At 65.1% G+C, this 25163-nt stretch carries 24 protein-coding genes; 12 read left to right on the forward strand and 12 right to left on the reverse strand.

All coding sequences use genetic code 11. The features are described from left to right. Positions 1 to 8: 8 nt before the first annotated feature. A complete protein-coding gene (locus HDG33_RS04975; protein ID WP_018421862.1) occupies positions 9 to 608 on the forward strand; it encodes a MarC family protein in 600 nt (199 codons plus the stop codon). A gap of 97 nt (positions 609 to 705) precedes the next feature. On the opposite strand, the gene HDG33_RS04980 is transcribed toward HDG33_RS04975, so the two are convergent. Beyond that, positions 706 to 1257, reverse strand: a complete 552-nt coding sequence (locus HDG33_RS04980) for a hypoxanthine-guanine phosphoribosyltransferase (protein WP_008923084.1) — start codon at positions 1255 to 1257, stop codon at positions 706 to 708. Between the two features lie 157 nt (positions 1258 to 1414). Beyond that, positions 1415 to 2782, reverse strand: coding sequence for a signal recognition particle protein (gene ffh / locus HDG33_RS04985; protein ID WP_090801921.1), 1368 nt, complete (start codon positions 2780 to 2782; stop codon positions 1415 to 1417). Positions 2783 to 2863: 81 nt separating this feature from the next. Here ffh and HDG33_RS04990 point away from each other — a divergent pair, with 81 nt between their 5' ends. The 7 genes from HDG33_RS04990 to HDG33_RS05020 all read left to right on the forward strand — a co-directional run bounded on the left by HDG33_RS04990 (position 2864) and on the right by HDG33_RS05020 (position 11164). Further along, positions 2864 to 3787 carry an inner membrane protein YpjD gene (locus HDG33_RS04990; RefSeq protein ID WP_090801919.1) on the forward strand — a complete coding sequence of 308 codons (924 nt, stop codon included), beginning with the start codon at positions 2864 to 2866 and terminating at the stop codon, positions 3785 to 3787. Between the two features lie 8 nt (positions 3788 to 3795). After that, positions 3796 to 4107, forward strand: a complete 312-nt coding sequence (locus HDG33_RS04995; RefSeq protein WP_090801917.1) for a PP0621 family protein — start codon at positions 3796 to 3798, stop codon at positions 4105 to 4107. Beyond that, the gene (ampD, locus tag HDG33_RS05000) at positions 4104 to 4700 is read left to right on the forward strand and encodes a 1,6-anhydro-N-acetylmuramyl-L-alanine amidase AmpD (RefSeq protein ID WP_184022885.1); all 597 of its coding nucleotides are present in this window, start codon (positions 4104 to 4106) and stop codon (positions 4698 to 4700) included. The genes HDG33_RS04995 and ampD overlap by 4 nt, the downstream gene beginning before the upstream one ends. 534 nt (positions 4701 to 5234) lie before the next feature. Next, positions 5235 to 8258, forward strand: coding sequence for a ribonucleoside-diphosphate reductase subunit alpha (locus HDG33_RS05005; protein WP_184022886.1), 3024 nt, complete (start codon positions 5235 to 5237; stop codon positions 8256 to 8258). Between the two features lie 594 nt (positions 8259 to 8852). Next, positions 8853 to 10088 (forward strand): ribonucleotide-diphosphate reductase subunit beta, encoded by a 1236-nt coding sequence (locus tag HDG33_RS05010; protein WP_090805471.1) that lies wholly within the window; start codon positions 8853 to 8855, stop codon positions 10086 to 10088. 87 nt (positions 10089 to 10175) lie between these two features. Further along, on the forward strand, positions 10176 to 10493 hold the full coding sequence (locus HDG33_RS05015) for a hypothetical protein (protein WP_084754174.1): 318 nt from the start codon (positions 10176 to 10178) through the stop codon (positions 10491 to 10493). Positions 10494 to 10522: 29 nt separating this feature from the next. Beyond that, positions 10523 to 11164, forward strand: coding sequence for a histone H1-like DNA-binding protein (locus HDG33_RS05020; protein WP_184022887.1), 642 nt, complete (start codon positions 10523 to 10525; stop codon positions 11162 to 11164). 225 nt (positions 11165 to 11389) lie between these two features. Here the strand turns inward: HDG33_RS05020 and HDG33_RS05025 are convergent, their stop codons facing one another. The 10 genes from HDG33_RS05025 to HDG33_RS05070 form a co-directional block, all read right to left on the reverse strand. After that, positions 11390 to 11866: a glycine zipper 2TM domain-containing protein gene (locus HDG33_RS05025; protein WP_184022888.1), complete on the reverse strand. Its 477-nt coding sequence runs from the start codon at positions 11864 to 11866 to the stop codon at positions 11390 to 11392. A 25-nt stretch (positions 11867 to 11891) separates the two neighbouring features. Then, positions 11892 to 12830, reverse strand: a complete 939-nt coding sequence (locus HDG33_RS05030) for a carbohydrate kinase family protein (RefSeq protein ID WP_090801910.1) — start codon at positions 12828 to 12830, stop codon at positions 11892 to 11894. Between the two features lie 95 nt (positions 12831 to 12925). Next, positions 12926 to 13426, reverse strand: a complete 501-nt coding sequence (gene tpx, locus HDG33_RS05035; protein WP_090801909.1) for a thiol peroxidase — start codon at positions 13424 to 13426, stop codon at positions 12926 to 12928. Between the two features lie 72 nt (positions 13427 to 13498). Further along, positions 13499 to 14881, reverse strand: a complete 1383-nt coding sequence (locus tag HDG33_RS05040) for a zinc-ribbon and DUF3426 domain-containing protein (protein WP_184022889.1) — start codon at positions 14879 to 14881, stop codon at positions 13499 to 13501. A gap of 47 nt (positions 14882 to 14928) precedes the next feature. Next, positions 14929 to 15831: a 50S ribosomal protein L11 methyltransferase gene (gene prmA, locus HDG33_RS05045; RefSeq protein WP_090801906.1), complete on the reverse strand. Its 903-nt coding sequence runs from the start codon at positions 15829 to 15831 to the stop codon at positions 14929 to 14931. A gap of 3 nt (positions 15832 to 15834) precedes the next feature. Then, positions 15835 to 17199, reverse strand: a complete 1365-nt coding sequence (gene accC, locus HDG33_RS05050; RefSeq protein WP_184006568.1) for an acetyl-CoA carboxylase biotin carboxylase subunit — start codon at positions 17197 to 17199, stop codon at positions 15835 to 15837. Between the two features lie 116 nt (positions 17200 to 17315). Beyond that, a complete protein-coding gene (gene accB, locus HDG33_RS05055; RefSeq protein ID WP_184022890.1) occupies positions 17316 to 17786 on the reverse strand; it encodes an acetyl-CoA carboxylase biotin carboxyl carrier protein in 471 nt (156 codons plus the stop codon). A 77-nt stretch (positions 17787 to 17863) separates the two neighbouring features. Further along, complete coding sequence (gene aroQ, locus HDG33_RS05060) at positions 17864 to 18319, reverse strand: type II 3-dehydroquinate dehydratase (protein WP_090801901.1); 456 nt, start codon at positions 18317 to 18319, stop codon at positions 17864 to 17866. Positions 18320 to 18527: 208 nt separating this feature from the next. After that, a complete protein-coding gene (locus HDG33_RS05065; protein WP_184022891.1) occupies positions 18528 to 19088 on the reverse strand; it encodes a TlpA disulfide reductase family protein in 561 nt (186 codons plus the stop codon). A gap of 19 nt (positions 19089 to 19107) precedes the next feature. Then, entirely contained in the window at positions 19108 to 19758 is a 651-nt protein-coding gene (locus HDG33_RS05070; protein WP_184022892.1) for a UDP-N-acetylmuramate--alanine ligase, read from the reverse strand. 188 nt (positions 19759 to 19946) lie between these two features. Here HDG33_RS05070 and mpl point away from each other — a divergent pair, with 188 nt between their 5' ends. The 4 genes from mpl (at position 19947) to aroE (ending at position 25160) form a co-directional block, all read left to right on the forward strand. Then, entirely contained in the window at positions 19947 to 21341 is a 1395-nt protein-coding gene (gene mpl, locus HDG33_RS05075; protein ID WP_184022893.1) for a UDP-N-acetylmuramate:L-alanyl-gamma-D-glutamyl-meso-diaminopimelate ligase, read from the forward strand. Continuing rightward, positions 21338 to 21952 carry a YqiA/YcfP family alpha/beta fold hydrolase gene (locus HDG33_RS05080; protein ID WP_184022894.1) on the forward strand — a complete coding sequence of 205 codons (615 nt, stop codon included), beginning with the start codon at positions 21338 to 21340 and terminating at the stop codon, positions 21950 to 21952. Before mpl ends, HDG33_RS05080 begins: the two co-directional genes overlap by 4 nt. Positions 21953 to 22167: 215 nt before the next feature. Then, a complete protein-coding gene (locus tag HDG33_RS05085) occupies positions 22168 to 24300 on the forward strand; it encodes a ribonuclease catalytic domain-containing protein (protein ID WP_184022895.1) in 2133 nt (710 codons plus the stop codon). Then, entirely contained in the window at positions 24297 to 25160 is an 864-nt protein-coding gene (gene aroE, locus HDG33_RS05090) for a shikimate dehydrogenase (RefSeq protein ID WP_184022896.1), read from the forward strand. The genes HDG33_RS05085 and aroE overlap by 4 nt, the downstream gene beginning before the upstream one ends. Positions 25161 to 25163 lie beyond the last annotated feature (3 nt).

Consider the following 25163-nt stretch of genomic DNA (forward strand, 5'->3'; position numbering starts at 1 on the left):
AGCGGGCGGTGGAGTACACCTTCCTGTCCGCGACGGTGCTGCTAATCCTGATCACCGATCCGCTCGGCAACATCCCGATCTTCGTCAGCTGTCTGCGCGGTGTGTCGCCGGAGCGTCGCACGGTCGTGATCCTGCGCGAGGTCGCGATCGCGTTTGCGATCCTGCTGGTGTTCATGATGCTCGGGCAGAGCTTTCTGCGCATGATGAGCCTCAGCGACCAGTCGTTGCGGATCGGCGGCGGCATTGTGCTGTTTCTGATTGCGCTGCGCATGGTGTTTCCGCATCCGGACGGTCCGTTCGGCGGCGACGCGCGCGGCGGCGAGCCGCTGATCGTGCCGCTCGCGATTCCTGCGCTAGCGGGTCCGTCGGCGTTGGCGACGGTCATGCTGCTGACCTCGCAGGCGCCGGGCAAGACGTTCGAGTGGGTCGGCGCGCTGACCGTCACGATGATCATCTGTGCGATCGTGCTGATGCTCGCCGAGCGCATTCAGGCGTGGCTCGGTGAACGTGTGATGGCGGCGTTCGAGCGGCTGATGGGGCTCGTGCTCGTCGCGATTTCAGTCGAGATGATGCTCGGTGGAATCCGCTCTTTCGTGCACAAGCTGTGAAACGCGAGCCGGTGCGCGCATTGCCACCGTCGCAGCCATAAAAAAGCAGCCAGGCAGGCTGCTTTTTTTTCGCCGGCAGGGCGGGCGGATGCCCCGCTCACGCTCCCTCGGTCAAGGCCCGAATGGTCGGCAGGTTGCGCCAGTAGCCCTTCGCATCCATCCCGCAGCCGAACACGTACCGGTCCGGCACTTCGAAGCCGCAGTAATCGGGGCGCAGCGGTTTCGCCTTCGGAATGATCTTCTCGCACAGCACCGCGGACAGGAAGCGCTTCGCGCCCATCGCGAGGATGCGGTCGCGGATTGCGGCCATCGTCTCGCCTTCGTCGAGGATGTCGTCGAGCACGAGCACCACGCGATCCTTGACCGACTCCGCCGGCGCGACGCGCCATTGCATCTCGTTGCTGCCCTTCGTCGTATTGCGGTAGCGCGTCAGGTGGATGTAGTCGAACTCGAGCGGGAAATCGAGGTGCGGCAGCAGCATGCCGGTGAATACCGCGGCGCCGCCCATCACCGACAGCACGAGCGGGAAGTCCTCGCTCATCTCGTCGCGGATGGCAGCCGCCATGCGGGCGATCGACGCAGTGACGTCCGAGGCCGAAACTATCTCTTCGGAGTGTTGAAAAATGTGGAGGGCTTCTTCGCGGTTCATGACGTCTGACGGACGGTAACTGTATACATAGTGTGAGTGGCAACGTCCCGAGGGACGTTCCCGCGAGGGACGGCGCAATGCGCTACAGAATAAACCCGCACGATGCCGAAGTCAGCCGCGCCGCACTCGGCGCGAGCGCGCGCCGGTCCCATCAAGCTTAGCGCATGCCGGGCATCATGCCCTTCATGCCGCGCATCATCTTCTGCAGGTTGCCGCCCTTGAGCTTCTTCATCATCGTGCGCATCTGTTCGTACTGGTTCAGCATGCGGTTGACTTCCTGCACCTGCACGCCCGCACCCGCGGCGATGCGGCGCTTGCGGGTCGCCTTGATCAGTTCGGGCTTGGCGCGCTCGGCCGGCGTCATCGAGTTGATGATGCCTTCCATGCGGCGCATCTGCTTCTCGGCCTGACTCATGTCGGCGCCGGCCGCGGCTTGCTGGAACTGCGCGGGCAGCTTGTCCATCAGCGACGACAGGCCGCCCATGCCCTTCATTTGCGTGAGCTGGGCGCGGAAATCGTTGAGGTCGAAGTCGCCGCCTTTCTTGACCTTGTCGGCGAGCTTCTGCGCGGCCTGCACGTCGACGCCGCGCTGCGCTTCCTCCACCAGCGCGAGAATGTCGCCCATGCCGAGAATCCGGCTCGCCATGCGGTCCGGGTGGAACACTTCGAGGCCGTCGAGTTTTTCGGCGACACCCACGAACTTGACCGGCTTGCCCGTCACGTGACGCACCGAGAGCGCCGCGCCACCGCGCGAATCACCGTCGAGCTTGGTGAGCACGACGCCGGTGAGCGGCAGCGCGTCGCTGAACGCCTTCGCGGTGTTGACCGCGTCCTGGCCGAGCATCGCGTCGACGACGAACAGCGTTTCCGCCGGCTTCAGCTCGGCGTGCAGCGCGGTGATTTCGTTCATCATCACCTCGTCGATACCGAGACGGCCGGCCGTGTCGACGAGCAGCACGTCGTGATAGTGGCGCTTGGCCCAGTCGAGCGCGGCGCGGGCAATGTCGACCGGCTTCTGGTTCAGCTCCGACGGGAAGAAGTCCGCGCCGACCTGCTCGGTCACCGTTTTCAGCTGCGCGATGGCGGCGGGACGATAGACGTCGCACGAAACGGTCAGCACCTTCTTCTTGTACTTCTCGCGCAGCAGCTTGGCGAGCTTGCCGACCGTGGTCGTTTTGCCGGCGCCCTGCAGACCCGCCATCAGGATGATCGCGGGCGGCGCGACGGCGAGATTGAGCTCGGAGGCCTTGCCTTCGTAATCGCCGCCGATCACCGCGGTCAGTTCGCGCTGCACGACGCCGACGAGCGCCTGACCCGGCGACAGGCTGGAGATCACTTCCTCGCCGAGCGCCTTCTCCTTGACCTTCGCGATGAACTCGCGCACGACGGGCAGCGCCACGTCGGCCTCGAGCAGTGCGAGACGCACCTCGCGCAGCATTTCCTGGGTGTTCGCCTCGGTGAGCCGGGCTTCGCCGCGCAGCGTCTTGACGACGCGCGCCATCCGTTGAGTCAGATTGTCGAGCATGGGGAGCGATGAACGGTGGGGCCCGCGCAGCGCGCGAAGCGCAAGACGTCGCGGAGTAGGACCCTAGTGTAAACTTCGAATATGGATATTGTACTGTATGCCCTCACCGCGCTTCTCTATGGCGGTCTTGCCGTGGCCGGCTGGCGCTCTCACCGGCACGCGGCCGTGCGGCCGCTGCTCGAGAGCGTGCCGCCGCTGCCCGGTCATGCCGCCAACGCGGGCGCTCTGGTGGCCTCCGGCATGAGCGCGCCCGGGCGCGCGCTGCTGTTCGTCGCGCTGCTCGCTCACGGCGTGCTGCTGCATAGCACGATCTTCCCGCAGAACGCGATGGTGTTCGGCTTCGCGTTCGCGCTGTCGGCGATGTTCTGGCTCGGCGCCGGCATCTACTGGATCGAGAGTTTCTTTTTCCCGCTCGACGGACTGCGCCTGCTGGTGTTGCCACTCGCGTGCGTCGCGTCGCTGCTGCCGCTCGCGTTCGGCGGCGTGCGCGTGCTGCCGTATGCGGCCGCGCCGATGTTCAAGCTGCACTTCCTGATTGCGAATATCGCGTACGGTCTGTTCGCGATCGCGGCGCTGCACGCGGTGCTGATGCTGGCGGTCGAGCGGCGTCTGCATTCGATGCGCGGTGGTCTCGCGCAAAGGCACGCGGCGGCGGACAATGGCTGGTGGTCGAGTTGGCTCGACGCGCTGCCGCCGCTGCTCACGCTCGAGAAGCTGCTGTTCCGTCTGATCGGCGCCGGCTTCGTGCTGCTCACGCTGACGCTGCTGTCGGGCATCCTGTTCAGCGAGCAGCTGATCGACCGCGCGTTGCGGCTCGATCACAAGACCGTGTTCGCGATTCTTTCGTGGGTGATGTTCGGCGCGCTGCTGACCGCGCGCAAGGTGTCCGGCTGGCGCGGCCGTGCGGCATTGCGCTGGGTGCTGGCCTCGTTCGTCGCGCTGTTGCTCGCGTACGTCGGCAGCCGTTTTGTTTTCGAGGTGCTGTTGCACCGGCCCGTGGTGTGAGTGTCCCCATGCGACAAATCTTTTTGCTGATTCTGCTGTTCATCGTCGGTCAATGGCTCGTGAAGGCGCTGCGCCGCCACGACGCGCAATCCGCGCAACGCACCGGTGCCGGCGGCGCCAACGCTGCCGGCACCGCGAATGGCGGCGCGCGTTCTTCGAATGGGCAACAGCCGCAGCTTGCCGAGCCGATGATCCGCTGCGTCGAGTGTGGCGTGCACGCACCGAAGAGCGACTCGGTCAGCGTCGCGGGGCAGGCGTTCTGCTGCGCCGCGCACGCGCAGCGCCACGGCGCGCGTCCGAGCGGGCGCGACGCCCGATGAGCGGCGCGTACAGCGTCGATGCCGACGGTTGGGTTCCTGCCGCACGCAAGCTTGCCTCGCCAAACTTCGAAGCGCGGCCGCAAGGCGCGCTGCCGACGCTGATCGTCGTTCACAACATCAGCCTGCCGCCGAACCAGTTCGGCGGCACCGCGATTGCCGAGCTGTTCCAGAACGCGCTCGACTGCAACACTCACCCGTACTACGACACGCATCTGCGCGGCGTGCGCGTGTCCGCGCATTTCGTGATTCATCGCGATGGCGCACTCGAGCAGTTCGTGTCGTGCAACGAGCGCGCGTGGCACGCGGGGCCGTCGAATTTTTTCGGCCGCGAGCGCTGCAATGATTTCTCGATCGGCATCGAGCTCGAAGGCAGCGACACCACCGCCTTCGAAGCGGCGCAATACCGCACGCTCGCCGCGCTCGTCAGAGCACTGAAGGCACGCTATCCGATCGACGCGCTTGCCGGCCACTCCGACATCGCACCCGGTCGCAAGACCGATCCCGGTCCGTATTTCGAGTGGCCGCGACTGCAGCGCGACACCTTGCTCGACGGTCGGTATTTCCCCTATCTCAAGTTTTCCGAAACGCGGTAACCCCCTTCGCACGATCTTGCGTGATCCACGGAGAACGAGGCGCAGCCTGCTTCTCCGGGGAGCTTGTGCGCGCCGCGTGAAGCAAAAGTCAAGACTGCGAGCGCAAATAAAACCTTTTGACCTGTCTCGAAACTCCACTATACTTGGTGCCGACAACTGAGTTTCGCACTATATCTTGTGTTGTGCTGTGAATAACCATGTGCATAACCGAGTGAATAAGAGTGGATAAGTCTGCGGCGTCCCGCTCCCCGAGCATGGCACCGCAAGCATTCCAGACAGCGAAAAAAATTCCTGGGGCGCAGCCGGTAGGGGATCTCCGGCCGCATCCAGAAGCATTCAGGAAAGGACCAGCCAGTGATCGCGACCGACCCGATGAAGACCGTCATCAAATCGAACCAGGCTTCCTCGCAGTTGCATTCCACCAACCGGCGTAGCCGGCCTTCCTGCACCTCATCGCACGCGCACGCGGCGGCGCGGCGTTTGATTTAATCCGCGGCACTCGCCGCAATATTTCCAAGACCAGGAGCTTTGCACATGCAAACCACCGACAACGTGACGACCCGTTACGAGGGCTCACCGACTGGCCAGGCCTTCGGCCAGACCCAAGGCGCGCAGGCGCTCGCGCCGCAAGCGAATTACGCCGACTACAAGGTGATCCGCCGCAACGGCAGCGTGGTGTCGTTCGAGCCGTCGAAAATCGCGATCGCCGTGACGAAGGCGTTCCTCGCCGTCAACGGTGGTCAGGGCGCGGCGTCGGCACGGGTGCGCGAACTGGTCGAGCAACTCACGCTGAACGTGGTGCGCGCGCTGGTGCGCAGCCGTCCGAATGGCGGCACGTTCCATATCGAAGACATTCAGGATCAGGTCGAACTCGCGCTGATGCGCGGCGGCGAACACAACGTCGCGCGTGCTTACGTGCTGTATCGCGAGAAGCGCAACCAGGCGCGCGCGCATGACGCTCATGAAGGTCAGGCAGCGGAAGGGGCCAGCACCCCGGGCCTGAACGTGACCGACAACGGCATCACGCGTCCGCTGGACATGGCTGCGCTGCGCGGCATCATCGAGTCCGCGTGCGCGAACCTCGGCGACGCCGTAAGCGCCGAGCCGATCGTCGCGGAAACGGTGAAGAACCTGTACGACGGCGTGCCGATGAGCCAGGTGTACGACTCGGCGATCCTCGCTGCCCGTACGATGATCGAAAAGGACCCGGCCTACAGCCAGGTCACCGCGCGCATCCTGCTGCATACGATCCGCCGCGAGATTCTCGAAGAGGAAGTCACGCAAGCCGAGATGGGCGAGCGCTACGCCGAGTACTTCCCGCAGTTCATCAAGCGCGGCGTGCAAGCCGAGCTGCTCGACGACAAGCTGCTGCAGTTCGACCTGAAGCGCCTCGGGGCCGCGCTCGACGCGAACCGCGACCTGCAGTTCGGCTACCTCGGTCTGCAGACGCTGTACGACCGCTACTTCCTGCATCACGACAACGTGCGTATCGAAATGCCCCAGGCATTCTTTATGCGTGTCGCGATGGGTCTGTCGCTGAACGAGATCGACCGCGAAGCGCGCGCGATCGAGTTCTACAACGTGCTGTCGAGCTTCGACTTCATGAGTTCGACGCCGACGCTGTTCAACTCCGGCACGCGCCGCTCGCAGCTGTCGTCTTGCTACCTGACCACGGTCGACGACGACCTCGACGGCATCTACGAAGCGCTGAAGGAAAACGCGCTGCTGTCGAAGTTCGCCGGCGGCCTCGGCAACGACTGGACGCGTGTGCGCGCGCTCGGCTCGCACATCAAGGGCACCAACGGCAAGTCGCAGGGCGTGGTGCCGTTCCTGAAGGTCGTCAACGACACGGCGGTCGCCGTGAACCAGGGCGGCAAGCGCAAGGGCGCGGTGTGCGCGTACCTCGAATCGTGGCACCTCGACATCGAGGAATTCCTCGAGCTGCGCAAGAACACCGGCGACGACCGTCGTCGCACGCACGACATGAACACCGCGAACTGGATTCCCGACCTGTTCATGAAGCGCGTGATGGAAGGCGGCGACTGGACGCTGTTCTCGCCGTCCACCTGCCCGGACCTGCACGACAAGTTCGGCGCCGAGTTCGAAACGGCTTACACGGCTTACGAAGACAAGGTCGCGCGCGGCGAGATCAAGCTGTTCAAGAAGATCCCGGCGGCGCAGCTGTGGCGCAAGATGCTGGGCATGCTGTTCGAAACCGGCCATCCGTGGATCACGTTCAAGGATCCGTGCAACGTGCGCTCGCCGCAGCAGCACGTCGGCGTCGTCCACTCGTCGAACCTGTGCACGGAAATCACGCTGAACACGAGCGACGCCGAAATCGCCGTCTGTAACCTCGGCTCGGTGAACCTCGTCGCGCACCTGAAGGAGCAGGCCGACGGCACGCTCGCGCTCGACCACGACAAGCTGAAGCGCACGATTAGCGTCGCGATGCGCATGCTCGACAACGTGATCGACATCAACTACTACGCGGTTGCCAAGGCGCGTAACTCGAACCTGAAGCACCGTCCGGTCGGCCTCGGCATCATGGGCTTCCAGGACTGCCTGCACGTGCTGCGCACGCCGTACGCGTCGCAGGAAGCGGTCGAGTTCGCCGATCGCTCGATGGAAGCGGTTTGCTACTACGCGTACTACGCGTCGACCGAGCTTGCCGAAGAGCGCGGCCGCTACTCGAGCTACCGCGGTTCGCTGTGGGATCGCGGCATCCTCCCGCAGGATTCGGTGGCGCTGCTCGCCGAAGCGCGCGGCGGTTATGTCGAGGTCGATTCGAGCGAGTCGATGGACTGGCCCGCGCTGCGCTCGCGTATCTCGACCTACGGCATGCGCAACTCGAACTGCGTGGCGATCGCGCCGACCGCGACGATCTCGAACATCATCGGCGTGTCGGCGTGCATCGAGCCGACCTATCAGAACCTGTACGTGAAGTCGAACCTGTCGGGCGAGTTCACGGTGGTCAACGACTACCTGGTGCGCGACCTGAAGGCGCGCGGCCTGTGGGACGAAGTGATGGTCGCCGACCTGAAGTACTTCGACGGCACGCTGTCGCGCATCGACCGCATCCCGGCCGACCTGCGCGCGATCTACGCGACCGCGTTCGAAGTCGATCCGGTGTGGCTCGTCGAGTCGGCTTCGCGTCGTCAGAAGTGGATCGACCAGGCGCAGTCGCTGAACATCTACATGGCGGGCGCATCGGGCAAGAAGCTCGACGAGATCTACAAGCTCGCATGGCTGCGCGGTCTGAAGACCACCTACTACCTGCGCACGATGGCGGCGACGCACGTCGAGAAGTCGACGGTCGCGCACGGCGCGCTGAACGCGGTGAGCTCGGGTCATGACGGCTCGGGTGGCGCAGGCGGCGCGGCAGGCGGCTTCGGCGTGGGCGGTGGCGCGGCGGGTGGTGTGGGCGGCGGCTTGCAGGCTGCTGCAGCGGTCGCAGCGACTGCCGCGGTCGCGGTCGACGCGGCACCCGAAGCGGATGGTCCGGTCTGCATGATGCGTCCGGGCGATCCTGGCTTCGACGAGTGCGAGGCTTGCCAGTAAAGATTGGCAAGCAGCGGGAGCGATGCTTGCTAACTGCACGCGAGGGTCGTAGGTGGTGATCCGCAGGCGGTGAGCGACGCGCCCCGTCGATGAAGTAGAAAGCAGGTCGACGAGCGGTGAGCAGTATCGAAGTCTCACCGCTCGTCGATGCAGTAAAGCAACCCAGCCGTTGGCAACACCAGACGATCGCACGACATGGCATCGCACCTCGACCGCCAACGCTGACGCATCACGCTCGACACGGCTCACCGCCGACTCTCGCGATGCGCGGCTCGTGCGGCATCGATCAGTCGATCAGTCCATCGATCAGTCGGCGGATGCCGTGAACGCACTGCGCAATACATATAGATAGAGCAACGAAACGTCGTGTCGAAACGTTGCTCTTCGAGTTCGCGAAGGACCTCGGCAACACATGTTCAACTCGCGTTCATCACGCGTCACTCGATGCGTCACTGGATGGGTCACACGCAGCATGTCGAACAAAGTGTTGTATGAACGTAGCAACGCGAATCGAAAACAGGAATTTTCGCGAGTGAACTCTTTTATCGCTCGTGAAAAGATGGTACAAACCGTTCTAAATTGATGGTGACATTTATGCTCAACTGGGATGACGAGATCACTGCCGTAACTCCCTCGAGCGCGACGCAACCGAACGTGTTGCGCAACGCTGCGGGGTCGGCTGTGGATTCGCAAATCGGAACGCGTTCCGCGCCGCATGCTCCCTCCGCTCAAGAAGTCTTCGCGAACGACGTCGCTGTCGCTCCCGTCGCTCATATTGGCAACGCGGTTGCCAACGCGGCGGCCGCTTCCGAAGCGCGCGTCAATGTCGCCGACAAGCGCATCATCAACGGCCAGACTGACGTCAATCAGTTGGTGCCGTTCAAGTACAAGTGGGCTTGGGAAAAGTATCTGGCGGGTTGCGCCAACCACTGGATGCCGCAGGAAGTGAACATGTCGCGCGACATCGCCTTGTGGAAAGACCCGAACGGGCTGACCGAAGACGAGCGCCGCGTCGTCAAGCGCAACCTGGGTTTCTTCGTGACGGCAGATTCCCTCGCCGCCAACAACATCGTGCTGGGCACCTACCGCCACATCACGGCGCCCGAATGCCGCCAGTTCCTGCTGCGCCAGGCGTTCGAAGAGGCGATCCACACGCACGCTTACCAGTACATCGTCGAGTCGCTCGGTCTGGACGAGGGCGAAATCTTCAACGCGTATCACGAGGTCCCGTCGATCCGCGCGAAAGACGAATTCCTGATTCCGTACATCCACGTGCTGACCGACCCGGCCTTCAAGACCGGTACGCTCGAAGCAGACCAGACGCTGCTGCGCTCGCTGATCGTGTTCGCCTGTGTGATGGAAGGCCTGTTCTTCTACGTCGGCTTTACGCAAATCCTGGCGCTCGGCCGCCAGAACAAGATGACCGGCGCGGCGGAGCAGTACCAGTACATCCTGCGTGACGAGTCGATGCACTGCAACTTCGGCATCGACCTGATCAACCAGATCAAACTCGAAAACCCGCACCTGTGGACGGCCGAATTCCGCGCCGAGATTCGCGCGATCTTCCAGCAGGCGGTCGAGCTCGAATACCGCTACGCCGAAGATACGATGCCGCGCGGCGTGCTCGGCCTCAACGCGTCGATGTTCAAGAGCTATCTGCGCTTCATCTGCAACCGCCGTTGCCAGCAGATCGGTCTCGATCCGCTGTACCCGAACGAGGAAAACCCGTTCCCGTGGATGAGCGAGATGATCGACCTGAAGAAGGAACGCAATTTCTTCGAGACGCGAGTGATCGAATATCAGACTGGCGGTGCGCTTTCCTGGGAGTAAGCCGGGATTCGTATCGCGGATGTATTCATTGATGGGGATGCCGCCGCCTGTGGCCGCGGCGCCCCGGGTTAGGAGCAGAACGGCCTGATGCAAAGCGTGCCCGGTGCCTTGACGGCCCACAAACATGACAGGCACTTTGCGGACCCTTCAGTGGGATGGGCAAACTTCCCCCCGGAAAAAGCCGCTGGCGTCGTTGCCGGCGGCCCGATCAAGCAATTGCCGGCGTCGCCTTGCGACGCCGACCAGATTTGGCGCGCGGTGCCTTCGGGCACGGCGCGCCTTACCGCATTCATTAGCGTAAGCGCGCCGCACCTGCGTACGCCGATGAATAGCCCGCTTCGTAGCGCGCGCCCTGAGAAGCGTCCGCGGGAAGCGGGTTTTGACGAAGGGTGTAGTTTGAACTGACCTCATCTGAAAACCTGAAGGAGAAAATGATGGCAACTGCAAAGAAGGCCGCGGCCAAGAAGCCCGCAGCAAAGAAGACCGCAGCAAAGAAGGCTGCTCCGGCTAAGAAGGCTGCTCCGGCCAAGAAGGTCGCCGCGAAGAAGGTCGCAGTGAAGAAGGTCGCCGCGAAGAAGGTTGCAGCGAAGAAGGTTGCAGCGAAGAAGGTCGCGGCGAAGAAGGCAGCACCGGCGAAGAAAGCCGCAGTGAAGAAGGTCGCGGCGAAGAAGGTTGCAGCCAAGAAGGTCGCGGCGAAGAAGGCAGCACCGGCGAAGAAAGCCGCGGTGAAGAAGGTCGCAGCGAAGAAGGTCGCAGCGAAGAAGGCAGCACCGGCGAAGAAGGCCGCAGCGAAGAAGGCAGCACCGGCGAAGAAGGTCGCGGCGAAGAAGGCCGCTGCCAAGAAGGCGGCGCCTGCCAAAAAGGCTGCAGCCAAGAAAGCTGCACCTGCCAAGAAGGCTGCCGCGAAGAAGGCCGCTGCGCCTGCGAAGAAGGCTGCCCCTGCGAAGAAGGCTGTCGCCAAGAAGGCCGCGCCTGCTCCCGCTGCGCCTGCTGTCTCGAGCGCACCGGCGGCGACGGTGAAGACCGCGCTGAACCCGGCAGCGGCATGGCCGTTCCCGACGGGCAGCCGTCCGTAAGCAGTAGCAGTAAGTCGACACATCGTACGATGTGTCGGATGACCGGGTCGTGCTCGATTTCTTGCGAGCGCCACCCGGTCAATGACCCGTTACCGGTGTGCCGGTGGCGGGTTTTTTTTGACCGTCGTCCCGAAATGAAAAAACACGCATGGACCCGTGAGGACCCATGCGTGTGAAGTCGTCGTCGCGGCGCTGAACTACGCGCCGCCGCGCGGGAGGTGAACTTTAGTGTGTGATGCGCGTGACGCCGCCGCTCGACAGCAGCCTCACGCGATCGCCGGCGCGGAAGATTTCGCCGGTAGCAGTTTGGGTGACGGCGCGCATGTCGCCGTTGTCGAGGCGCACGGTGATTTCGATACCGTCGCGCATGGCGACGCGGTTTTCGATTGCATTGCCGGCGACCGCACCGCCGATGCCGCCGACGATACCGGTCGCGACCGAGCCACGTCCGCCGCCGATCGTGCTGCCGGCGAGCGCGCCGAGCGCCGCGCCACCGAGTGCGCCGATGCCGATCGGCTGACCGTCGTTCGTGCTGATCCGCACCGCGCGCACGCTCTCCACCGTGGCCATGCGAACCGTCTGTTCACGCTGCGCCTGCGAGGCGGTGAAAACGTCGGGAGAGCTGCTGTTGACCGCACACCCCGACATGGCCAGCGAACCGGCGATCAAGGTGACGACGATCAGGCGACTCGATGTTCTCATTCCCAAACTCCCATAGCACGCGATATCAGTGCAGGTCGTATCCGAAGGCCTGCTTGAACCGCTCGTTGATTTCCGCCCGGCTGGGCGCGTAGTTTTGCGGGCCTTGATGCTCGATCTTCAGTGCGCCCATCAGGCTGGCGAGACGGCCGGTCGTGGCCCATCCGAGACCCTTCTCGATACCGTAGAGCAAGCCACCGCGAAACGCGTCGCCGCAGCCGGTGGGATCGAGCACCTGCCTGGCCGTTACCGCCGGAATCTCTTCGATACCGCCGCCGTGATGGATCTGCGCACCCTTCTCGCCGAGCGTGATGATCAGCGCGTCGACCTTGCCGGCGATCTGTTCGATCGACCAGCCGGTCTTGTTGCTCACCAGCGCGGCTTCGTAATCGTTGACCGCTACATAAGTAGCAAGTTCAATGATGCGCCGCAGCGTCTCGCCGTCGAACAGCGGCAAGCCCTGGCCCGGATCGAAGATGAACGGCACGCCTGCGGCGGCAAGCTGTTCGGAGTGCTGGACCATGCCGTCATAGCCGTCCGGCGCGACGATGCCGAGCGTCAGGCCCGCCACTTCGTCGGCGCGGTTCTGATGCGACTGCATCATCGCGCCCGGATGGAAAGCGGTGATCTGGTTGTTCTCGAGGTCGGTCGTGATCATCGCCTGCGCCGAGTAGGTGTCGGGCACGACGAGCACGTTTTCCGTCGACAGGCCGAGCTGCGCGAGCCGGTCCAGATAGAGCTGTGCGTCGACGGCGCCGATCGCGCCCATGATGCGTGCGTCGCCGCCGAGCAGATTCAGCGCATAGGCGATGTTGCCCGCGCAGCCGCCGAACTCGCGACGCATGGTCGGCACGAGAAAGCTTACGTTCAGGATGTGGACCTGCTCCGGCAGGATGTGCTCCCGAAAGCGGCCTTCGAAGGTCATGATGTTGTCGTACGCGAGCGAGCCGCAGATGAGCGTAGCCAAGGCGAGCGTTCCTGTATGAAAGCGGTGGGAAGAGACGCGCCGCGCCGACAGCGCCGCGCGCGAGGCGCGGCGCCGTGGTTCGCGCGCGAGAGGGCTTACTTCAGCGCGGCGAGCGCTGCGTCGTAGTTCGGCTCGTTCTTGATCTCGCCGACCAGCTCGGCGTGCACGACCTTGTCGTTTTCGTCGAGCACGACGACCGCGCGCGCGGTCAGGCCGGTCAGCGGACCGCTCGTCACGTCGACGCCGTACGCTTGCGCGAACTCATGGCCGCGGAACGTCGACGCGGTCACCACGTTCTCGATGCCCTCGGTCGTGCAGAAGCGCGACGCCGCGAACGGCAGGTCGCCCGACACGACGATGACGGCCGTGTTGCTGAGCTTCGCGGCGGCTTCGTTGAACTTGCGCGTCGACGTCGCGCAGGTCGGCGTGTCGAGACTCGGGACGATGTTGAGCACCTTGCGCTTGCCGGCGAAGTCGGCGAGCGTCAGCGGCTTCAGGTCTCGGCCGATCAGCGAGAATGCGGCGGCCTGCTGGCCGACCGACGGGAACGTGCCGCTTACTTCGATCGGGTTGCCACCCAGCGTGACTTGACTCATGTGTTGTGCTCCGAAAAGGGCGTCAGTGATGACAATGATGCGCCCGCTCGGGAGCGGGCGCGCGAGGGTGCGTTACGGATAAAAAATCTGTACGCGAAAATTGGAGGCAATCGCGCTGCCGGTGTCGAGGTGCACGATCATCGTCTGCGTCGCGTGCGCGGGCAGGCCGGACGCGATCACGGTGCCGGGCGGCACGTAATCCTGCGGCCACAGCACGCGCCGCACGGCGACGTTGTTCTGATCGTCGAGCAGCGTGAGTTCGATCGCGGGGTAGGCGAGCGCGATGTTCAGGCGGTTGTGCAGCGGCATCTTCAACTCGAGCTTGTGCGGGCCGTCGATCTGCCGCAGATCGGAGGGCTCGACCAGCAGGCCTTCGATATCGTGCGGCGGCGTCAGCTGACAGCCGAGATGCGCGCAGGCCTGCGCGTACAGGATCTGCGAGCGCGGCAGGTTGACCATCACGGTCTCGCGTTGCCACCACGCGAGTTGCGCGAGCAGCGCAATGACGAGCAGCGCGGCGAGCACCACACCGGCGACGATCCAGCCGACGCGTCTGGCGTCCACCGGGCGGGTTTCGCGCACGACCGGGAACGGATCGTCGCCATCGCTGACGGGAGGATTGACCGAGAATGGCTCGCCGCTCGATGGGGCGAGCGACGGACCGCCCGGCGGGCGCGGGCCGCCGGGACCGCCGGCGCCCGAAGCACCTGCGGCACCCATGCCTGCGGCGGCGCCGAAGCCGCCCACGCCCCCACCGACCGGGCCGAAGTGCGGCTCGTTGTCGGGCATGCCATGCAGACTTGCTGGTTCGCGCAGCGCCGGTTCATCGAGCGTGGACGGCTCCGGGCGTTCGATCTTGTGCCAGACGCGCGGCGCTTCGTCTTCGACTCGCGGTGGGGAAGCAGGCGCGGTGGGCGGGACGACAGGCGGTTCATCGACCGCGTTGTCGGCGGGATAGGCGAAGGGTTCGAGCGGCGCGTCGGCCAGCGTCGGCTCATCGTCCGCGGGTAGCGGTGCCGTGAAAGCGCCGGCGCGCAATTCCGGTTCGGTCGCCTGGCGAGGAGTGCCCGATGTGACGGGTGCGTGCTCGTTGCCGCCAGGCGGCAGCGGCGCGAGCGGCACGCTGCTCGCGTGGTCGCGCAAACGGGCATCGAGCGTGCTGCGGGAAATGCTGGTGGAGTCCTGTTCCGAAGCCGGCGCCCACGGGTCCCACGCGACGCCGCTGAAGTCCGGGTTGGGTTGCCGCACACCCGACAGCGCTTCGATTGCCGCCGCGGCGGCAACCGGTTTGGCCGTGGAAAAATCGCCGCCTTCGGAGACGTCGAACAGACTGCTCGACGCGTCGAAGACTTCCTGGCAATGCCCGCACCGCACGAGGCCGCGGCGCTGCGCAAGCTGCGCCGGTTGCAGAAGGAAGACAGTTTCGCAGAAGGGGCAACGCGTCGCCAGGTGCATATCGAGCCGTTGAGCCTGAGGCCGTTAGGTTGACAATACGCCTTATTCTAATTGCTTTCGCGGCGCGTTCCGGCGAGGCACACCCAACCTTCATGTTCGCGCCACACGCTGATATCGATCCAGCGCGCGTAGACCTGCGCGACCTCCTCGGCCTGGCGGGCGAGAATGCCCGACAGCGCGATGTGGCCGCCCGGCTTCACCTTCGACGACAGCATCGACGCCATCAGCTTGAGCGGATTGGAGAGAATGTTCGCGACCACGACGTCGAATTCGCCGGCCGGACAGGCGTCGGGCAGGCCATAGGTGACTTCGGCGTGATTGCGTTCGCTATTGTGACGCGCCGATTCGACCGCCTGCGGATCGATATCGATGCCGATCACCGGATCGGCGCCGCACTTCTTCGCGAGAATCGCGAGGATGCCCGAGCCGCAGCCGTAGTCGAGCACGGACTGGCCGGGCTTGATCGACTGCTCGATCCACTCCATGCACAGACGCGTGGTGGGGTGGCTGCCGGTGCCGAACGCGAGACCCGGATCGAGTTCGAGCACGAGCGCGTCGGGGTCCGGCGCATCGTGCCACGACGGCACGACCCAGATGCGCTCGCCGATCTGGATTGGATCGAACTGCGACTGCGTGAGCCGCACCCAGTCCTGCTCCTCGACCTCGCGCACGGTGTATGCCGGCGCGGCATCGAGTCCGATCTCGTTGGCTGCGGCGGTCAGCAGCACGGCCGGATCGTGTTCCGGCGCGAGCAGCGCGATCACGCGCGAATGCTGCCATGCCGTGCGATCCGGCGTGAGGCCGGGCTCGCCGAACAACGGCTGCTCGTCGGGCGTGTCGGCGTCGGCGTCTTCGACCGACACCGACAACGCGCCCAGCTCGAGCAGCGCGTCGGACAACTCCTCCGCGTGCTCGCGCGCCAGTTCGGCAACCAGTTCCCGATAGCTCATGACTTACGCTTCTTCCGCGACCTGCTGACGCGCGGCCAGCCGGTTTTCGAGGTAGTGGATGCTGGTGCCGCCTTCGACGAACTTCGCGTCGAGCATCAGCTCACGGTGCAGCGGGATGTTGGTCTGAATACCTTCGACCACCATTTCCGACAGCGCGATGCGCATCCGCATGATCGCCTGTTCGCGCGTGGCGCCGTAAGCGATCAGCTTGCCGATCATCGAATCGTAGTTCGGCGGCACGAAATAACCATTGTAGGCGTGCGAATCGACGCGGATGCCGGGACCGCCCGGCATATGCCACGAGGTCAGGCGTCCCGGTGACGGCGTGAACTTGAACGGATCTTCGGCGTTGATCCGGCATTCGATCGCATGGCCGCGGAACTGGATGTCGCGCTGACGGAACGTGAGCTTCTCGCCGGCCGCGATGCGGATCTGTTCCTGCACGATGTCGACACCGGTGATCAGTTCGGTCACCGGATGCTCGACCTGTACGCGCGTGTTCATCTCGATGAAGTAGAACTCGCCGTTTTCATACAGGAACTCGAAGGTGCCCGCGCCGAGATAGCCCATCTTCTTGCACGCGTCCGCGCAACGATCGCCGATACGGTCGATCAGGCGACGCGCGATGCCCGGCGCCGGCGCTTCCTCGATCACCTTCTGGTGACGGCGTTGCATCGAGCAGTCGCGCTCGCCGAGCCACACGGCGTTCTTGAACGAGTCGGCCAGCACCTGGATTTCGATGTGCCGCGGGTTCTCGAGGAATTTCTCCATGTAGACCTGCGGGTTGCCGAACGCGCGGCCGGCTTCCTCGCGGGTCATGATGACCGCGTTGACGAGCGCCGCTTCCGTGTGGACCACGCGCATGCCGCGGCCGCCGCCGCCGCCAGCCGCCTTGATGATGACCGGATAACCGATCTGGCGGGCGATCTTCACGATCTCCTTCGGATCGTCCGGCAGCGCGCCTTCCGAACCCGGCACGCAAGGCACGCCGGTCTTGATCATGGTCTGCTTGGCCGTGACCTTGTCGCCCATCATGCGGATCGTTTCCGGACGCGGGCCGATGAAGGTAAAGCCGGACTGCTCGACGCGCTCGGCGAAGTCGGCGTTCTCCGACAGGAAGCCGTAGCCGGGGTGGATCGCTTCGGCGTCGGTGACTTCGGCCGCGCTAATCAGCGCGGGCATGTTCAGATAGCTCAGATTCGACGGTGCCGGGCCGATGCAGACCGCCTCGTCGGCGAGCTTCACGTACTTGGCTTCCTTGTCGGCTTCCGAATAGACGACGACCGTCTTGACGCCGAGCTCGCGGCAGGCGCGCTGGATACGAAGCGCGATCTCGCCACGATTGGCAATGAGGATTTTTTCAAACATAGCGGGTTTTCGACTCATCAATGGGCGCCGGGTCGGTCACGACGCCGGCTGCCGCAGAGGATCGGTCGCGCGCCTCGGGACGAGCGGCGCGCGGGCGGCAAATAGTGCGTGCCGCGTTAGCCGACCACGAACAGCGGTTGGCCGTATTCGACCGCCTGGCCGTTTTCGACGAGGATTTCCTTGACTACGCCGGACTTGTCCGACTCGATCTCGTTGAGCAGCTTCATCGCTTCGATGATGCAGATGGTCTGGCCTTCCTTGACCGTGTCACCGACCTGCACGAACGGATCGGCGCCCGGCGACGGCGCGCGGTAGAACGTGCCGACCATCGGCGAGGTGACGACGTGACCCTGCGGTGCGGCGGCGGCCGGCGTGGCCGGAGCACCCGCGGGGGCTGCCGGTGCTTCGACAGCGCCGAACGGTGCCGGTTGTGCGAATTGCGGTGCGTATGAGGCGGACGGTTGGACGTAAACCGGCGGCGCATTCTTGACGATGCGGACCTTGCCTTCGCCCTCGGTCACTTCGAGTTCGGAAATACCGGACTCCGAGACGAGGTCGATCAGAGTTTTGAGTTTACGTAGATCCATCAGGGTGCCCCTTTCAATGCGTAGTGTGCCGGCGTGTGCAAGTCGCAGTAGCCGGCTCAAATTGGACGTGTTTGGATTCAGCCGCGCGACGACCCGGCCGCGAGCCGGTCGAGCGCGAATTCGAGCGCGTACAGATACCCCTTCCAGCCGAGGCCGCAAATGACGCCCTCAGCCTGGTCGGAGAAATACGAGTGATGCCGGAACGGTTCGCGGCGATGCACGTTCGACAGATGAATCTCGACGAACGGGATGCCGACTCCCGCCAGTGCGTCGCGAATGGCCACGCTCGTGTGTGTGTACGCGGCGGGATTGATCAGGATGAAATCGGTTTGCTCGGTGCGGGCCGCCTGAATACGGTCGACCAGTGCGCCTTCGTGATTGCTCTGAAACGACGCGAGTTCGACGCCTGCGTCGGCTGCGCGGTCCGCCAGCGCCTGATCGATCTGCGGCAGGGTCACGCGACCGTAGACCTCGGGTTCCCGGCTGCCGAGAAGATTGAGGTTGGGTCCGTGCAGTACCAGCAGTCGCGTCATGGTCGCTTCTTTTTCCGTGGAATTGCGCGCACTTTAGCGCTGATTAGAGAAACTTGTCTAGTTTCGCGCGCGTACGCGACGACGGCCGGCGCGGGCCGCGGCGCAGCCTTGGGTCCAACTTCACTCAAATTCGGGAATTATCCGTGTATTTTTGCTCGTTCTGCACGGAATCGCATGCCAAAAAGCGTAGCGTGGGAAATCGGGAAATTTACAGCGCGTCGAGCGTCTGGCGCAGCGCCGTCGGGTCGATCTGGCCCAATTTTGTCGAGCGGATGTTGCCTTTTGCGTCGATCACGACGGTAAACGGCAAACCGCCCGCATTGTTGCCGAACGCGCGCGCGAGGTCGGCGCCCCCGAAGCCGGTCACGTAGACGGGGTACGCGACCTTGACCTTCTGCAGGAAGGTCTGGATGTTCTTTTCCGAGTCGACGCCGAGGCCGACGAACTGGATGCCTTTCTTCGCGTACTCGCGCTGGATCTGCGACAGCGCCGGCATTTCCTCGACGCACGGAGCACACCACGACGCCCAGAAGTTGACGACGATCGGATGGCCCTTGAGCAGGCTCAGCGACTGCGGTTTGCCGTCGACGTTCGTGACCGGCGCGGTCCACAGTTGCTGCACGGGACTCGCAGAGGTGGCAGGCTGCGCTCCGGCCTGCGCCGCGTACGCGACGTCGGAACCGCGATTGAGCCAGTGATTGGCCAGTACGCCGCCGCCCGCGGCAATCAGCGCGACGACCGCGCCCGCCAGCATACGTCTCGTGTTCATCGTGCTCCGTTCTGTCTGATCAATTGGTGAAGGACGGCACTTCGTCGCCGTCGAGCAGCGCCTGCACCGCCGGCAAATTGGCCCGCGCCGTGCGGCCGCGCGCGTCGGCGCGTACCGCGCCACGCAGGTCGTCGGTTTCGTACAGCGCGACGTGGATGCCGACCGGCTCGGCGTTGCGCTCGCCCGCGGGGCGCCACAGAAAGCTCAGCGTCTCTACGTAGCCGCGGCCCGCGAAGTGGCGCGTTTCCGACACGTCGTACTGGATGTTTGCATTGAGCATGTAGATCGCGACTTCCTTCGGGTTGTCGCAAAACACCTGCAGATGCACATCCGAATGCTCGCCGGCCGTACCGCCGAGCACCGCGCCCGTCAGATACGGATTGAACGGCGCGAGCCGCTCCATCCAGTCGATCGCGATTATGCGCAGGCGCCGCAGCAGCGCCGGCTGGCTGTCACTCTGGAACAGCGACTGATATTCGCGGATTTCTTCTTCGATCTGATCGTTGTCCGGCAGCCATTCGCCGGCAACACGAGTCTCGCCGACGACCTGCCGGGCCGCCTTGCGCTTCGCGCTGGCGTAATCCAGGCCGTCTTCGGCAATCAGGCGTGCCGCCGCGATTGCGATTTCCTCGCGCAGGCGCTGCGGATCGAAATGTGATTTGCGGACCATCCTTGCATGATACTCGATCGAGCCTGCGACGCGGTTCGGCGGCCCGCACGGGGCGGCGCCGGGCGTGGCCGGCAGGGGGCAGCGCGCGTCGCGTCGGTTACAATAGGCGTCCTTTGCAGACGGTCGTTCCGACCGTCCTGTGGCTCTCTCATCCCTCGCAAGAAACGCCCCCGCGGCACGACAGGCTTATGCATATCCACATCCTCGGCATCTGCGGCACCTTCATGGGCGGTCTCGCGGTGCTCGCGCGCAATGCGGGCCACACGGTGACCGGCTGCGACGCCGGCGTCTATCCGCCGATGAGCACGCAGCTCGAGGCGCAAGGCATCGGTCTGATCGAGGGTTATGACGCGGACCAACTGAACGGCCTGAACGCGGATCTGTTCGTGATCGGCAACGTGGTCACGCGCGGCAACCCGCTGATGGAAGCGATTCTGGACCGCGGCCTGCCGTACGTGTCCGGTCCGCAGTGGCTCGGCGAGCACGTGCTGAACGGCAAATGGGTGCTGGCCGTGGCCGGCACGCACGGCAAGACCACCACGAGCTCGATGCTGACCTGGCTGCTCGAAGATGCGGGCCTGAACCCGGGCTTCCTGATCGGCGGTGTGCCGCTGAATTTCGGCGTGTCGGCGCGGCTCACCGATTCGAGCTTCTTCGTGATCGAAGCGGACGAATACGACACCGCGTTCTTCGACAAACGCTCGAAGTTCGTCCATTACCGCCCGAAAACGGCGGTGCTGAACAATCTCGAATTCGATCACGCCGACATCTTCCCTGATCTCGCCGCGATCGAAACGCAGTTCCATCATCTGATCCGCACGGTGCCACGCCTCGGCCGCGTCGTCACGAACGGCCGCGAGGACGCGCTCGAGCGCGTACTGACGCGCGGCTGCTGGAGCGAGGTCGAGCGCTTCGGCGTCCAGGGCGGCTGGGAGACCCAGGCGGCGGAGCAGGGCGTGCCCGTCGACGAACGCTTCGCCGTCTATCACAACGGCGAGCGCGTCGGCGTGGTCGACTGGCAGGTGCAGGGCGAGCATAACCGCCTGAACGCGCTCGCCGCGATCGCCGCCGCGCGCCATGTCGGCGTGCCGCCCGCGCAGGCCGCGAAGTCGCTGTCAGGCTTTCGCAACGTGAAGCGCCGCATGGAAGTGCGTGGCAGCGTCGAGGGTGTGACCGTGTACGACGACTTCGCGCATCACCCCACGGCGATCGAGACGACGGTGGCCGGCCTGCGCGCGCGGGTCGGCCGCGACAACACGCGGATCCTTGCGGTGCTGGAACCACGCTCGAACACGATGAAGCTCGGCGTGATGAAAGCGCAACTGCCGGCGAGCCTCGCCGACGCCGATCTCGTGTTCGGCTACGGCGCGCCGGGCGGGCGCGACGCGCTCGGCTGGAACCTCGGCGAAGCGCTCGCGCCGCTCGACGGCAAGGCGCAGGCGTTCGACAACCTCGACGCGCTCGTGAAGGCGGTGGTCCACGCGGCGCGCCCCGGCGACCAGATTCTGGTGATGAGCAACGGCGGCTTCGGCGGCGTGCATCAGAAACTGCTCGACGGTCTTTCGACGCGAGGCGCGTCGTGATTCTGTATCTGCACGGTTTCCGTTCGTCGCCGAATTCGTTCAAGGCGCGCCTGCTCGCGGCGCGTCTCGCCGAGCTGGGTCGCGCCGACGAGTGGTGCTGCCCGATGCTGCCGGTGTCGCCGTTCGAAACCGTGGCGCTCGCCGAATCGCTGGTCGCCGACGCACGCGCGAAGGGCGATGCGCGGCAGGTGACCGTGATCGGCAGTTCGCTCGGCGGCTACTTCGCCACCCATCTGGCCGAGAAACACGGCTGGCCGGCCGTGTTGCTGAACCCGGCGGTCGTGCCGCAGCGCGACCTGAGCGCGTATCTCGGCGAGCAGCCGTTGTGGCACGGTGGCGGCAGCATCGTCGTCGAGCCGCATCATCTGGATGAATTGCGCGCGCTCGGCGTCGCGTCGATCACGCGGCCCGAACGCTATTATTTGATGGCAGCCACCGGCGACGAAGTCCTCGACTACCGCGAAATGCTCGCGCACTATCCGGGCGCGCGCACCACGCTGATCGAGGGCAGCGACCATGCGATCAGCGAGTTCGCGCAGTATCTCGATGACGTGCTGGCCTTTTGCGACGCCGAACATGTCGAGCCGCCGGCGCCGCGCGCGGCGGCCTGACGGCACGCAAGGGCGGCGACACCGAACCCTGCCAGGACGTCAGTCAGAGAGGCACACCGACCGCCACCGCTGGTCGCAAGATTCAACCCGCTGGCACGCGCAGTGCGCGCCGCGGATTCACTATCACGAACAGGTTGCCGTGCCGCGCATGCAGTGATCGATCGCCACGGGGCGTCGGGCGCGACGGCAGACGCAAGTCAGAACGAGAGTATTGAGTGAACGTCTTCTTCGAGGAATCGGGCAGTTTCAAGGCCGGCAGCGTGCTGTCGCGCCAGGGCGACGCGTTTCAGGTCGAGTTGCCGGGCGGGCGGCGCGCGAAGGTGCGCGCGAAGGATGTGCTGATCGAGTTCGAGAAGCCCACCGCGGCCGAACTGATGCAGCAGGCCGACGCGTTGGCGCAAGAGATCGATCTGGACTTCCTGTGGGAATGCGCGCCGGACGATGAATTCCCGTTCGCGACGCTGGGCGCCGAGTACTTCGGCGCGAGCTTCGGCGCGATCGAGCGCGCGGCGCTGGTGCTGCGCATGCACGGCTCGCCGGTGTACTTCCGCCGCAAGGGCCGCGGCATGTACCAGCGCGCGCCGCAGGAGCAACTGAAGATGGCGCTCGCGGGCCTCGAGCGCAAGCGTCAGCAGGCGCTCGTGCAGGCGCAGTACGAGGAAGAGCTGAAAGCAGGCCGTCTGCCTGAAGCGTTCGCGGGCGGCAAGGGGCTCGCGCTCTTGACGAAGCCCGACAAGAACACCATCGAGTACAAGGCGCTCGAGGGCGCCGCGGCCGCGCGCGGCATCTCGCAGGCGCGGCTGATGCTCGAATGCGGCGCGATCGCGTCGCCGCGCGCGCTGCACGAAGCGAAATTCCTGTCCGAGTTCTTCCCGCACGGCACCGGCTTCCCGTCCGTCGCGGCCGCGAACGTGCCCGACGATCTGCCGCAGGCCGACGTCGAAGCGTTCTCGATCGACGACATCACCACGACCGAAATCGACGACGCGTTCTCGGTCGAGCATCTGGCCGACGGCCGTGTGCGCATCGGCGTGCACATCGCCGCGCCGGCGCTCGGCATCCAGCGTGGCGACGACGTCGATGCGATTGCGCGCGCGCGTCTGTCGACGGTCTACATGCCCGGCGACAAGATCACGATGCTGCCCGACAGCGTCGTCGACACCTTCACGCTTGCCGAGGGTGGGTATCGGCCGGCGCTGTCGCTGTACGTGATCGTCAATCGCGAGACGCAGGAGATCGTCGCGAGCGAAACGCGCGCCGAGCGCGTGTTCGTGAAGAACAATCTGCGCCACAACACGCTCGACGAAATCGTCACCGAGAAGGCGCTCGCCGAGGGCACCGGCGAGTATCCGCACAAGGACGATATCGCCGTGCTGTGGCCGTTCGCGCAAGCGCTGTTCGAAAAGCGCCAGACCGCGCGCGCCGGCTACGGCCTGCGCCGCGAAGTGCAGCGCAATACCGACTTCAATTTCTACGTCGACGGCGAGCATGTCACGATTACGCCGCGCCGGCGCGGCTCGCCGCTCGACACGATCGTCGCCGAGCTGGCGATTCTCGCGAACTCGTCGTGGGGCGGGTTCCTGCACGATCACGGCGTGCCGGGCATCTATCGCACGCAGCGCGCGTTCGGCGTGCCGAGCGGCCCGAAGCGCACGCGCATGCAGACCAACGCCGCGCCGCACGAAGGGCTCGGCGTCACGCAGTACGCGTGGAGCACGTCGCCGCTGCGCCGCTACGTCGACCTCGTGAATCAGTGGCAGCTGATCGCGTGCGTGCAGCATGGCGTGACCGCCAAGCTCGCCGCGCCGTTCAAGCCGAAGGACGCCGATCTGTTCGCGGTCGTGCAAGGCTTCGACGACACCTACACCGCGTACGCCGACCATCAGCGTCGCATGGAGTACTTCTGGTGTCTGCGCTGGCTCAGGCAGGAAAACCGCAAGCAGGTGGTCGCGTCGGTCGTGAAGGGCGATCTCGTGCGTCTCGAGGAAATTCCGCTGCTGCTGCACGTGCCGGGCCTCGGCGTGCATGCGCGCGGCACGCGTTTGCAGATGGAAGTCATGTCGATCGATGAGCTGACGATCGAAGCGTCGGTGCGTCTGTTGCACGTGCTCGATGCACCGACCGTGACGAGCGGCGGCGAAGCCGAAGAAGGCGAGGACGAGGGCGAGGAAGAGTTGCTCGACGCATCCGACGACAGCGCCGAAAGCGAAGCCGAAGCTGAAGCGGAAGCCGACGGCGGCAATCCCAACGACAACCCCAGCGCAGACGAATCCGCGGCGACCGGCGACGGCAACGACGCCGCGAACAACGCCGACCGCGACCAACACATCACGGAGCCGGGACGATGAGCGGCAACCCAACGCGCGAGCGCTACGCGGTCATCGGCAACCCCGTCGGGCATAGCAAGTCACCGTTCATCCACGGCCGCTTCGCCGCGCAAACCGGCGAGCCGGTCGAGTACGGTCATCTGCTCGCGCCGCTCGACGCGTTCGTGCCGCACGTGCGCGCGTTCATCGAAGCGGGCGGACGCGGCCTGAACGTGACGGTGCCGTTCAAGCTCGACGCACATGCATTCGCGAACACGCTGTCGCCGCGCGCGGCGGCGGCCGGCGCGGTGAACACGCTGCGGGTCGACGCCGACGGCATCTACGGCGACAACACTGATGGCTTCGGCCTCGTGCGCGACATCGAGGTGAATCTCGGCGTGTCGCTGAAGGGCGCGCGCATCCTGCTGCTCGGCGCGGGCGGGGCCGCGCGCGGTGTCGTGCTGCCGATGCTCGAGCGCGCACCGCATACGCTGACGATCGTCAATCGCACGGCGCAGAAGGCCGAAGCGCTGGTCGACCAGTTCGCGCAGGCTGCCAGCGGCGCGCACTGCCGTCTGACCGGCGGCAGCGCCCGCGCGATCGAAGCGGGCCAGTACGACGTGATCGTCAACGCGACCGCGGGGAGCCTCGATGCGTCGCTGCCCGAGTGCGACGATCGCGCGTTCGGCAACGGCACGCTCGCCTACGACATGATGTACGGCGCGCATCCGACCATCTTCATGCAGCACGCGGCGAAACTCGGCGCGCGCGGCGCCGACGGACTCGGCATGCTGGTCGAGCAGGCCGCCGAATCGTTCCATGTGTGGCGCGGCGTGCGTCCGGACAGTGCGCCGGTGCTCGCCGAATTGCGCGCGCTGCTGACGGCGCCGTCGCCCGCGTAACGT

The sequence above is a fragment of the Paraburkholderia sp. Cpub6 genome, assembly GCF_014201065.1.
Classification (GTDB): Bacteria; Pseudomonadota; Gammaproteobacteria; order Burkholderiales; family Burkholderiaceae; genus Paraburkholderia; species Paraburkholderia tuberum.